The sequence below is a fragment of the Formosa bonchosmolovskayae genome (assembly GCF_051016085.1).
Lineage (GTDB): Bacteria > Bacteroidota > Bacteroidia > Flavobacteriales > Flavobacteriaceae > Formosa.
Map to the genome: position 1 here is coordinate 2,405,205 of NZ_CP174605.1, position 12,894 is coordinate 2,418,098.

General features: G+C 35.3%; 11 protein-coding genes. All 11 read left to right on the forward strand.

The window, feature by feature from the left end; all coding sequences use genetic code 11:
• Positions 1–142 precede the first annotated feature (142 nt).
• The 11 genes from neuC (at position 143) to ACKC83_RS10335 (ending at position 12,674) form a co-directional block, all read left to right on the forward strand.
• Complete coding sequence (gene neuC / locus ACKC83_RS10285; protein ID WP_434035426.1) at positions 143–1,267, forward strand: UDP-N-acetylglucosamine 2-epimerase; 1,125 nt, start codon at positions 143–145, stop codon at positions 1,265–1,267.
• On the forward strand, positions 1,264–2,655 hold the full coding sequence (locus ACKC83_RS10290) for a UDP-glycosyltransferase (RefSeq protein WP_434035427.1): 1,392 nt from the start codon (positions 1,264–1,266) through the stop codon (positions 2,653–2,655). The genes neuC and ACKC83_RS10290 overlap by 4 nt, the downstream gene beginning before the upstream one ends.
• 7 nt (positions 2,656–2,662) lie before the next feature.
• A complete protein-coding gene (locus ACKC83_RS10295; RefSeq protein WP_434035428.1) occupies positions 2,663–3,805 on the forward strand; it encodes a glycosyltransferase family 4 protein in 1,143 nt (380 codons plus the stop codon).
• Between the two features lie 143 nt (positions 3,806–3,948).
• A complete protein-coding gene (locus ACKC83_RS10300) occupies positions 3,949–4,701 on the forward strand; it encodes a sulfotransferase (protein ID WP_434035429.1) in 753 nt (250 codons plus the stop codon).
• A 166-nt stretch (positions 4,702–4,867) separates the two neighbouring features.
• Positions 4,868–5,896: an exostosin domain-containing protein gene (locus ACKC83_RS10305; RefSeq protein WP_434035430.1), complete on the forward strand. Its 1,029-nt coding sequence runs from the start codon at positions 4,868–4,870 to the stop codon at positions 5,894–5,896.
• Positions 5,897–5,902: 6 nt separating this feature from the next.
• Positions 5,903–6,901 carry a glycosyltransferase family 2 protein gene (locus tag ACKC83_RS10310; RefSeq protein ID WP_434035431.1) on the forward strand — a complete coding sequence of 333 codons (999 nt, stop codon included), beginning with the start codon at positions 5,903–5,905 and terminating at the stop codon, positions 6,899–6,901.
• 17 nt (positions 6,902–6,918) lie between these two features.
• Positions 6,919–8,034: a glycosyltransferase gene (locus ACKC83_RS10315; protein ID WP_434035432.1), complete on the forward strand. Its 1,116-nt coding sequence runs from the start codon at positions 6,919–6,921 to the stop codon at positions 8,032–8,034.
• Positions 8,035–8,340: 306 nt separating this feature from the next.
• Positions 8,341–9,414, forward strand: a complete 1,074-nt coding sequence (locus ACKC83_RS10320; RefSeq protein WP_434035433.1) for a glycosyltransferase — start codon at positions 8,341–8,343, stop codon at positions 9,412–9,414.
• Positions 9,415–9,419: 5 nt separating this feature from the next.
• On the forward strand, positions 9,420–10,805 hold the full coding sequence (locus ACKC83_RS10325; protein ID WP_434035434.1) for an O-antigen ligase family protein: 1,386 nt from the start codon (positions 9,420–9,422) through the stop codon (positions 10,803–10,805).
• Positions 10,762–11,775 (forward strand): glycosyltransferase family 4 protein, encoded by a 1,014-nt coding sequence (locus ACKC83_RS10330; RefSeq protein ID WP_434035435.1) that lies wholly within the window; start codon positions 10,762–10,764, stop codon positions 11,773–11,775. Before ACKC83_RS10325 ends, ACKC83_RS10330 begins: the two co-directional genes overlap by 44 nt.
• Positions 11,776–11,936: 161 nt before the next feature.
• Positions 11,937–12,674, forward strand: a complete 738-nt coding sequence (locus tag ACKC83_RS10335; RefSeq protein ID WP_434035436.1) for an energy transducer TonB — start codon at positions 11,937–11,939, stop codon at positions 12,672–12,674.
• Positions 12,675–12,894: the final 220 nt, after the last annotated feature.

The window sequence follows — 12,894 nt, forward strand, 5'->3', positions numbered from 1 at the left end:
GTGCTAAAAAGCTAGACTTCTGTTTTTAGAGAAAAAACAATTATGTAAACTTATTTAGACCTAGAGAAATACATTAAAATTAGTATCTTGACCCCTTGATTTGCGAATCACACGCTAGTATCCATTTAGAGTCAACCTAATTATGAAAAATATCCTGTTTTTAACAGGCACACGCGCCGATTTCGGAAAAATAAAATCTCTTATTGAAATTGTCGAAGACGCTGTTGCATTTACACCCTATGTATTTGTAACGGGGATGCATTTGCAACATACTTATGGCTATACTTTGGTAGAGATTGAACGCTGTGGTTTTTCTAATGTCTATACGTTTGAAAATCATACTGATGAAACGACAATGGATCTTACTTTAGCAAAAACCATAACAGGATTGTCGGAATATGTTAAGACCTGCCAGCCAGATTTAATTATCATACATGGCGATCGGGTAGAAGCCTTAGCAGGTGCTATAGTAGGGAGTTTAAATAATATTTTAGTGGCTCACATAGAAGGTGGAGAAGTATCTGGAACTATAGATGAATTGATTCGACATGCCACCAGTAAAATGAGTCATGTGCATTTTGTATCTAATGCGGAAGCTAAAAAACGTTTGATGCAAATGGGGGAATTAGAGGATGCTATTTTTGAAATCGGTTCTCCAGATGTGGATATCATGTTTTCTAATAACCTACCGGATTTAGAAACGGTAAAAGCCTATTATGAAATTCCTTTTAATGATTACGGTATTGTAATGTTTCACCCCGTAACTACAGAGTTTGAAGATATGGATACTTATGCCGATAATTTAGTAGATTCCTTGTTGGACGATACTCATAATTATGTGGTGATCTTTCCAAACAATGATTTAGGAAGTCAATCCATCTTAAATGCTTATAACCGTTTAAGAGATCATGCTAGGTTTAGGATATTTCCATCTTTGAGGTTTGAATACTTTTTAACTTTATTAAAAGCATCTGAATTTGTTATAGGGAATAGTAGTGCGGGTGTGCGCGAAGCACCGTATTATGGCGTGCCCGTAATTAATATTGGAACTCGCCAGCATAATCGTGTATCTCATAGTGATATTATTAATGTAAATTATACAAAAGAGGCCATTGCAAAGGCTTTGTCCTATGTTCAAATTACTCCAAGACAGGAGGGAAAGGCTCCTCAATTTGGATTAGGCAATAGTGCTCAGCTGTTTATGGACTGCCTTAATCAGGAGGAAGTTTGGCAATTAAATCATCAAAAACAATTCAGAGACCTGTGAGTCAGTCAAAAAAAATACTCTTTATCATTCCTGATGGTGTCAGCTTAAGGAACTTTGTTTACACATCGTTTTATAAACAGGCTCAAGCCATGAATATGGACATCGTGTTTCTTAATTTAACGCCTTTACCTTTGTCGGAACTTGGGCTGCGAGAGGTGATGCCCAAAGTGGTTAAACAGCATCCATTAACCGATAGTTTTAAGAACGCCAAGAAGCGCGTGGAGTTAAACCAATTTATTCGAAGAGATCAGGATACGGTTTATCATAAATATTGGTTTCCTTTGAGAGCTTCTGGAATTAAAAGTTTAGTTAAGTATGCTTTAACCCAAGTATTAATTGGATTGTACAATTCCGAGCACGGTATTTTAAGCCTTCGTAAGCGGATACGGCAGTTAGAATCGCAAACTGCATATTACACGGAATGTCTCAATATTATAAAACAAGAAGCGCCCGATGTGGTATACAGTGCGAGTCAGCGTGCCATACTATCTATAGCCCCAATAGAAGCAGCAAAAGCTTTAGAAATTCCTACTGTAGGGTTCGTGTTTTCATGGGATAATTTACCGAAGTCTATGTTAGATGTAGAAACGGACTATTATCATGTGTGGAGTTCACATATGAAAACGGAGTTATTAAAATATTACCCATTTGTAAAAGCAAAACAGATTAAAGTTACGGGAACCCCACAATTTGAACCCCATTATGATGCGGATCTTATAGTGTCTAAGTCAGTATTTTACAGACAATATCATTTAGATAGCGAGACGACCTATTTTTGTTTTAGTGGAGACGATGTTACTACGTCCCCTCAAGATCCTATGTATTTAAGAGATGTTGCCAACGCTATTAAGAACTTAAATAGTCAAGGCCATAAATTAGGAATAATATTTAGACGCTGTCCAGTCGATTTTTCAGATCGTTTTGATGCGGTACTGCAAGCGTTTAAAGATTTTATAGTTCCAATAGCTCCGTTATGGGAAGCTTTAGGTACAGGATGGAATGCTAAATTACCCACTCCGGAGGATGCGATACTATTATCTAATCTTGCAGAACATACCGCTGGTGTTATTAATTTGGGGTCTTCTATGGTATTTGATTATGTGGCACACCATAAGCCGTGTGCATATATGCACTATCATTATAACGAAAAGATGGAAGTTATAACAGGTGTACATGTTTACGATTATGTGCATTTTAGATCCATGCCCACTAAGCAGTCCGTATTTTGGTTGAATCATCCGAATGGGATACAAGAAGATTTGTTAAGGATGTTAAATAATGAAGCTATTGAGATTAGACATGCAGAAGATTGGTTTTCTAAAATTAATGAGCAACCGGGTAACGAAGCTTCTCAACGGATTTTAAACGATCTTCAAATAAAAAAATAAGATTATTATGCACATAGGCTTTATAACCCCTGAGTACCCGCATCCTAGTTTAGAAAGATCTGGAGGGTTAGGGACTAGTATAAAAAATTTAGCTAGTGCGCTGGTAGTGGCAGGACATCAGGCTACTATTTTTGTGGTAAATCAAAATCATAACAATGGTATTAATGATGAAGGTGTAAAGGTTATTGTTATAAAGAAAACGGTATATCCTTTTTTTAGTTGGTATAGACAGCGTAAGTTTTGGCAAAAGTTAATAGCCAACGAGGTTAAAATTCATAATATTGATCTTTTGGAAGCTCCGGATTGGACAGGGATCACAGCATTTATGACATTTAAAACCCCACTTATAATTCGTTTACATGGAAGTGATGGATATTTTTGTTATTTAGAAAAACGTAATCAAAAACAGACAAATAGATTATTAGAAAAACGTGCTTTATTAAAAGCAGATACTATAGTCTCTGTAAGTCAATTTACAGCTTCCGTAACAAAACACGTTTTTCGATTACCTGAAAAAATATTATACGTTATTCCTAATGGAATAAATGTTGATCAATTTAAACCGTTAGATACTAAGATTAAGCATAATCAGATATTATATTTTGGTACAGTGGTTAGAAAAAAAGGTGTTTTAGAGCTAGCTTATATGTTTAATCTTTTAATTGAAAAAGAACCTAAAGCAGAATTGTTGTTTTTGGGAAAAGATAATATAGATGTGTTTACAAAAACGTCAACAATCGACTTAATTAAAAACATATTGACTGCAGAAGCCTTAAAAAAGGTTCGATTTCTAGGTGAAGTGCCTTATAAAGATGTAAAGCATTATATTGCTTCGGCACATGTTGTTACGCTACCGAGTTTTGCAGAAGCATTCCCTATGACCTGGTTAGAAAGTTTAGCTATGGAAAAAGCTTTAGTCACTTCAGACATTGGTTGGGCTAAAGAATTAATGGTACATGGAGAAACAGGATTTACCGTGAATCCAAAAGACCATAAAAGCTATGCTGATTATATAATTAAGATTATAAATAGTCCTGAATTGTGTGAGAGATTAGGAAAAAGAGGAAGACAAATTGTGTCTAATAAATTTTCTAATACAAAGATAACGAAAAAAAATATTGAGTTTTATAAAAAAATAATACCAATTTAATAGTTTTATGAGAAAACGAAATTAAACCTAAAATGATAGTCACTTACTGTAATTTTTTTAATTTCTATTTGTCAAAAAAAACAAATAAAATACGGGTAACAATATGATTGTTTATTATAAAATTAACTTTTATTTCAACTCAAATGAAAAAACATAAAATTTGTATCATAAGTCTTCATAAAACAGGTACGACTAGTGTTGCTCTATTATTACAAAAACTTGGTTACTTAGTTACAGGACCTGATACGAATTTATATTATGATTTACTAAATGATAATTTTAAAAATATTGATAAATATATTGAAAGCTATGATGCTTTTCAAGATGATCCATGGTACGATATATTTGAATACATTGATAATCTGGGTTTAAATGTGAAATTCGTTTATTTGAAGCGAGAAGAAAAATCTTGGTTATTAAGTGTTCAAAACTTTTATCAGTCCAATCAATATAATAATCGAGTAAGAAAGCATTTTTATGGTCATGAAAACACTCTTGAGTATCCTGAAATTTATCTACAAAAATATCGTAATCACGAAGAAAGAGTAATGGAGTATTTTCATGGAAAAACTAATTTTATAACTGTTGATATAAAGAAAGATGAAGATGCTATTAGACTACAAAATTTTCTTGAGTTGCCTATTGTATTCCAGAAATTTCCATGGGTAAACAAAACTCCAAAAAATAAAAAGGAAAAAATAAAAAGGAAAATTAGATTATTTGTTTTGGGGTACTTTGGTTTAAATATACTAGTTAAAAGAATTTTAATTAGATTTCTTAGTAACGAAGATTATATAGTTCTAAGAAGTAAAATAAGGTATAGTAGAGCATATTTTAGAAAATATAAGGTTAATTTTAAAAATAAATTTTTAAATCAGAATAATTCTTTAAAATAAAATAATTGATAAAGTTTGATAATTTGGCTTGTTATTAAGATTAAAAGTATTATTAAAATATAGTATAAAAGATATTAATTTTTAAACTTATGGTTACTTGTTTTCTAAGTTAAGGGAGGACAGATGTTTATCTAATTAAACTATATATATAGTTAAAAAATAATTTATGCTAAAAATTTATACAGAAAAAACATTTTTAATTCCTGATCATCGGCGTTATGTGTTTCCCATGCTATTAGATTTGCATTATAAAAAAAGCAATACAATAAGTGAATCTTATTGTATTACAGATCGTATTAAAGAGGCTAATATTATTATACTTCCTTTAGAATATAATTATATCCGAAACTTAGAATCGGGAATTAAATCAAGGTATTTAGTTTTAGCCAGAGAATATAATATTCCTTTATGGATCTATACTGGAGGAGATTTTGGGTATTCATTTAATGCAAAAGAAATCTACAATTTTAGAGTTGGTGGCTTTCATTCTAAATTACATGCTAATACGTTTATAATGCCTTCTTTTATAGTAGATCCTTATGAGTATACATTGAAAACCCAGTTTTATCCGATTGAAAAAAAAAATAAGCCTACGTTAGGCTTTGTTGGCCATGCACAACTAAGTGTAATAAAAGCTATAAAAGAGTTTTTGGTTTACTTAAAAGTAAATATACTAAACCGTTTTTTGAAAAAACAACATTTAGATTATCAACCATTTTATCCATCTAGTATCAAAAGAGCAACCATTTTAAAAAAACTAAAAAGAAGTGGGTCTTTAAAACCAAATTTTGTGTTTAGAGATAAATATAGGGGTGGTGCTAGAACGAAAGCTGAAAATATTAAAAGCACTTTTGAATTCTTTGAAAATATAGAGCAATCAGGTTATACCTTTTGTTTACGTGGTGTAGGTAATTTTTCTGTTCGCTTATACGAAACGTTGGCTATGGGCAGAATCCCGGTGTTTATAGATACAGATTGTCGTCTGCCGTTAGATTGGAAAATTAATTGGTCTAAGCACATGGTGTATGTTAATAGTTCTAATGCTTCTGAGATTGAACAAAGTATTGTGGATTTTCATAACAAGTTAAGTCCTTCAGATTTTAAAGACTTACAATCTAAAAATAGAGTTTTATGGCAAACTTATATGAATAGAAATGCCTTTTTTAAGGAAATACACGATGTATTTAAACCATAATTAACTATGATATTTACATTAATTGTTTGCACCTATATGCGCCCAAAAGCGTTATTGACCTTACTTAATTCTGTTGTTAGTCAGACTTTATATCCCGATGAAATAATAATAGTCGATGGTTCTGTTAACGACGAGACGCGAGTTATGCTAGAGGCCAATTATTTTAATAATTTAAATTATTATTTGGTAGAAGCTAAAGACCGAGGTTTAACGAGACAGCGTAATTTTGGAATAGAAAAAGTAAATAAACGTTCAGAAATCGTTTGTTTTTTGGATGATGATATCATTTTAGATTCCAATTATTTTAAACATATAATAGCGACCTATTCGCTATATCCTGAAGCTCTTGCAGTAGGTGGATATATTACAAATGAAGTCCATTGGGAACAAAATAAAAAGCCTACATCTATTTCAGACTATTTTTGTTTTGATGATTGGTGCAGGAAAGAGCCTACTCGATTTAAAGTACGACGTATGTTTGGTTTAGAACCAGATGTACCTCCTGGATGGTTACCTTCATTTTCGCATATGCGAGCCATAGGTTTTTTGCCTCCTTCTAACAATATCTATGAAGTGGAGTTATTTATGGGTGGGGTATCCTCCTATAGAATGGCTGTTTTTAAAACAATAACATTTTCTGATTATTTTGAAGGCTATGGCTTATACGAAGATGCCGATTTTTGTTTAAGATTGGCCAAGCAAGAACCACTATATGTAAATACAGCGGCGAGATGCACTCACCATCATGCAGTTGAAGGACGTCCTAATATGTTTAAGTATGGGCAAATGGTGATTAGAAATGGGTGGTATATTTGGAGAGTTAAATACTCTAATCCCGGTTTAAAATCGAAAATTAAATGGCATTGCACTGCTTTGTTACTTACAATTCTAACATTTTTAGGTTGTATACAATCAAATAAAAGGCAGGCTATGTTTATGGAAGGCTTGGGGCGTATATTTGGCTGGTGTAAATTAGTGTTTGATAAGCCAAAAATTAATTATTAAAAAGAAATTTATTACTAATGAAATTAGCAATCTTCACTTTAGTACAGCATAGTATTAAAAATGATACTTATTATGGTTATGCGCCTTATGTGCGTGAAATGAATTTGTGGACCAAATATGTAGATGCCGTAACAGTGGTTGGTATTCAGAAACCTAATAATGAGGTAGACGCTATAGATTGTGCGTATACGAGTCCAAATCTTAAATTTGTAGCTGTACCTAATTTTAGTTTGTTGGGTATAGTTGCTGTTTTAAAAACATTAATAGTATTACCTGTGGTGTTTTTTAAATGTGTGAGTGCCATGCGAAAGGCAGATCATCTCCATTTGCGTTGTCCGTCTAATATAGGATTGGTCGCTTGTTTTGCACAAATCTTTTTTCCTTCAAAACAAAAGTCAACAAAGTACGCAGGGAACTGGGATCCTAATAGTAATCAGCCTTGGACGTATCGGTTACAACAAGCCATACTGAGAAATACATTTTTAACACGTAATATGAAAGTGTTGGTGTATGGAGAATGGCCTGGAGAAACCAAAAATATACATCCGTTTATTTCTGCCACATATACCGATGCCGAGAAAGTGCCTTTTAGTAAGAAAGATTATACGGCACCGTTGGTTTTTGTGTTTGCTGGGATGTTAGTGCCAGGAAAACGGCCTTTATTAACCATACAGTTTATAGCAGAATTAAATAGGCGTGGGATCGCTGCGCGCCTAGAAATGTTTGGAGATGGCCCATTAAGACCCGAATTAGAAGCATATGTTGCTGCTCAACAATTGGAGTATTGTATTGTGATGCATGGGAATCAAGATAAATCGGTGGTTCGTAACGCTTTGTTAACGGCTCATTTTAATATTTTACTCTCTAAAAGTGAGGGCTGGCCCAAAGCGGTTGCTGAGGGTATGTTTTATGGGTGTATTCCCGTAACCACTTCTGTATCCTGTGTGGCATGGATGGTTGGTGAGGAATCTCGTGGTATTATAGTGGAACCCGAGCTGGAAGTAGCGGTGTCTCATTTTATACACGTTTTTAAAGGCTCAAACCTGGACGTTATGGCACATAAGGCCTTGGATTGGTCGCAACAGTACACTTTTGACCGGTTGGAGATGGATATTGCAGGGGTTTTGGGGTAGTTGGTTTTGTTGGTTTTTGGGGTTAGTGGAATAGTGGGGTAGTGGTATAGTTGGTTAGTGGTTTTGTTGGTTAGTAGAATAGTGGAGTAGTGGTTTAGTTGGTTAGTAGAGTAGTGGGTTAGTAGTGTAGTGGTATAGTGGAGTAGTAGGTTAGTAGTGTAGTGGTTTAGTTGGCTAGTTGGTTCGTTAGCGGTGTACTGGTTTGGTGGGGTAGTTAGTGGTGTGTTGGTTTATTTGGATTCTTTAGTTTGTGGTTGTATATCCAAATATTTTAGTAATTTCAACCTCTTTTAAAAATACACGTATTTGAGAGTTTTACAACTTATAGACACTTTAGAAGCTGGTGGTGCAGAGCGCATGGCTGTGACCTTAGCTAATGCCTTGGTCACAGAGGTTGAGCGTTCTTATTTATGTACGACACGTGCAGAAGGCTTACTAAAAGCTAGTATACAGCCAGAGGTGGGCTATTTGTTTTTAAAACGAACGAAGACTTTAGATTTGTCTGCTGTAAGGCAATTGGTGTCTTTTATAAAACAAGAACAGATTACCATAATTCATGCTCATGCGTCTTCTTTTTTTATTGCGACTTTAGTAAAATGGATGTATCCTAAGGTATACTTAATATGGCACGACCATTATGGGAATAGCCAATTTGTAGCGCAGCGTCCGAAACGGGTTTTAAAAATCTGCTCTCAGGCTTTTTCACATATACTAGCTGTAAACGACACCTTGAAAGCATGGGATAGTACCACACTGTATTGTAAAGCCGTAGATGTGGTGCCTAATTTTGTGTCGCCAAAAGCGACAGTATTAGAAACTCCAATACAAGGTCAGGCCGGGAAACGTATTGTTTGTCTGGCGAATTTGCGAGCCCAAAAAGACCATATTACATTGTTGCATGCGTTTAAACAGATCCATAAAACCTATCCGGATTGGACATTACACTGTGTCGGGAAAAATTTTGAGGACGATTATGCTGAAGAGGTGTTTAATACATTAAAACAATTGCAGTTAGATGACTCTGTTTTTTTTTACGGAAGTTGTGCAGATGTTCCGGCTATACTAGACCATATGGATATAGGAGTGTTATCCTCTCAGTCTGAAGGCTTACCTTTGGCGCTTTTAGAATATGGAATGGCAGGTTTAGCTGTGGTGGCCACCACTGTGGGCGACTGTGATAAGGTGATTGTAAACCGTAGTATGGGACGATTGGTTCCTGCTAGGGATGCCAGTCTTTTCGCTGATGCTGTATTGAACCTAATTGCAGAGAATCCCTTACGTATGAACATGCGTGATGCGCTACAGCAATATGTACAACAGCATTATTCTGAAACCAATTGTTTAAACCATATACTGAGCGTATATGGTAGGATTGTATAAAGCATATGAAACAAAATCAAACTAAAAAATATCGGTTTACTAATGATTTGTATGTGGCTCTAGTGGTGATGCATCTTTTGATTGGGGTGGGGGTTTATTTTATCCCTAAGTTTTCGAATCTGTATTTTACGATGACGGCCCTGTTTTTTATAGGAAAAGTTATTTTTGTTCCTGATTCTGCAAAGACCATGTGGGTGCTGTTTGGTTGCGCTTATATTGCCGCAGCGGAATCTTTTTTTAGGATGACGGGAGGTGGCTTGTTTTATGAGTTTTCTAAGTATTATATTATTTTACTGGTCCTTATGGGGATGTTTTTTAATGGGGTTTCTGGCAAGGGCTATCCTTATTTTTTTTATCTCATACTATTGTTACCCTCGGTATTAGTGGCCTCTATGACTTTAGGTTACGATTTGAATTTTAGAAAATCGATTGCTTTTGTACTGAGTGGCCCCGTGTGTTTAGGCGCTTCTGCCTTGTTTTGTTACGATAAGCGTTTAACCCAAGAGCAATTACTACAAATATTGGCTTGTATGAGCTTCCCGATTGTAGCTATGATGGTGTATTTGTTTTTATACAATCCGAGTATAAAAGATGTACTGCAAGGTACCGGATCTAATTTTGCGGCCTCAGGAGGTTATGGGCCTAATCAGGTAGCTACCTTATTAGGGTTAGGAATGGTAGCACTTACCGTACGGTTTTTTTTAAAATCGCCTTCCTTCTTTTTGAAGATTTTTAATTTAGTTTTACTAGCCTTGGTGTCTTTTAGAGCCTTAGTTACTTTTAGTCGCGGGGGAGTTATCGCAGCAATAATGATGATGTTAGGGTTTTTGGTGGTGTTTTATGGGCGTTCCCGATTTAAACAACGGCAACAAATTATTGGCGCTTTAGCTTTGTTGATTATAGGTGTTATCATTACCTGGTCTATCGCGGCGGATCAAACTGGAGGTTTAATAGAAAATAGGTATACTAATAAGGATGCAATAGGTAGGGAAAAGGAAGATGTCTCTACTGGACGTGTGGATTTGGTTGTTCGTGAATTTGATGGATTCTTACGGCATCCGTTTTTGGGAGTAGGGGCCAATGGCATGAAGCAGGTACGTTTGGAAGAGGAAGGCCAAATTATAGCCTCGCATAATGAGGTGAGCCGTTTATTCTCTGAGCATGGTATATTTGGGGTGATTATTTTATGTATTTTAATTTTTAAACCCTTAGTATACCGAACAAAACATAAAGGTAATCTTTTGTTTTATTCATTTTTAATATTTTGGTTTGCCACTATTAACCACTCTGCCATGCGTATCGCGGCACCTGGTTTTATTTATGGTTTATCTTTATTACACATCGTGCATGAAAAAAAACGTCCTATACTTAGGAAACAACTTAAGCAGTAGTAAGACCAATGTCTCTTATATGAAAGGCTTATCGGCAGCTTTAGAACGTACAGGTTTTAAGGTGCTGTGTAAATCGGCTTATATAAATAAGGGGCGTCGCATTTTAGATATGGTGCAGGCCACGGTACGCTTTGGTCCCCGAATGGATCATGCTTTAATAGACACCTATAGCACTCAGAATTTTTACTATGCGGTAATTGTGAGTCAGGTATGCCGTTTACTACAATTGCCTTATATCCCCATTTTACATGGAGGCAATTTACCTAAACGCTTAGCGGAGTATCCCAGATTGAGTCAAGCTTTATTTAAGCGGGCTAAAGTATTGGTGTCGCCCTCGTTATATTTGGAGTCCGTTTTTAAAGATTATGGTTACACACATGTGGTTTATATTCCTAACAGTTTACAACTGGCGCAATATACTTTTGAGGAGCGGCCTATTGATACTATTAAATTACTGTGGGTGCGTTCGTTTTCTACCATTTACAATCCGAAACTTGCAGTCGCTATATTAAAACAACTTTTAGATGCTGGACAAGCTGCCGAATTATGTATGGTAGGTCCAGATACCGATGGTTCTATGGCGGTAGTGCAAGCCTATGCCGAAGATTTAGGCGTAACAGTAACCTTTGCAGGCAAACTAACCAAGGCTGAATGGACCCATCTTGCCAAAGATTATAATGTATTTATAAACACCACTAATTTTGATAATATGCCTGTGAGTGTTATAGAAGCCATGGCTTTGGGTTTACCTATAGTTTCTACAAACGTGGGGGGGATGCCTTTTTTAATAGATGATGGCGTAGATGGTGTCTTGGTCCCACCAAATTCTAGTGTAGCTTTTGTTGAAGCGATTTTAAAGGTGGCTAAGGACACTGAAGCGACCCAGTTGATGGTTGCTAACGCCAGAACAAAAGTTGAAAAGTATGATTGGGAGGTGGTGAAATTACAGTGGATGGACGTCTTGTCTTAATGGTTTTAAGACAGCAGTTGTGGTTGATTTTAGTGGCTGATTATTAGTGTTTTGAGGTTGTTGTTTTTATTGGTTATATGACGGTTGTCATAGTTTTCTAAACGTATATTTTCTACCTTAATAGGAGTAGAAATAGAAGGTTAACTTTAAAATATATCGTTATGAAAGCTAAAAAAAATCCAAAACTAGACATTGGGAGAAATAGCAGTATATATTTTGCTATCGGGTTAAACATTATGTTATTCTTTTCTTGGCAGGCTCTAGAATATAGAACCTTTGATACGGGTTTAGACGACATAGAAGTTCTTGATTTGGCTCCTGAATTTCAAGAAGACATACCAATTACGAGAGTTAATATTCCTTTACCGCCACCGCCACCTGTTATGGTTTCCGAATCTATAAAAGTAGTAGAGTCTATAGACGATATTGAAGAAACCGTGATAGAGAGTACAGAATCTTCGCAAGAAGACCGTATTGCACCCGCAGAAGCTGTGATTGCAGTAGATGATGTTGTTGTAGATGAGGTAGAAGAAGTGGCCGAAGTTCCGTTTGCCGTAATAGAAGATATTCCCGTGTTTCCGGGGTGTGAAGGTTTATCTAAAGCAGCGTCTTTAGCTTGTTTTCAGACTAAAATGAACGCCCATATTAAAACCCATTTTCGATATCCAGAAGAAGCTTTAAACTTGCAAATAGAAGGACGTGTTTCTGTTTTGTTTGTTATCGATGAAAACGGCTATATTGTAGGCATACGATCTCGAGGTCCGGATAAGATTTTAGAACAAGAAGCAGAGCGTATTATTGGATTGTTGCCTAGAATGAAACCTGGTATGCAACGGGGTAAACCTGTAAAAGTAAATTATGCTGTGCCTATATTTTTTAAATATAAAGTAGCTTTATAGCATGATTTTAAATTGAATTATAATAAACATACGCCTTAGCCTAAGCTCGGGCGTTGTTTTTTTAAGACTAGCCCCAGTTGAGGTTTCATGCTATGTATTAATTGTTTATTTTTGATTTCTAATATTTTAAAAAGGGCTTTTAAATACTTTAATATTTTTCGACTTTTGTCGAAAATTTTAACATTATATCGATTGACGGACGGTTGGTGGGTATTGTAAG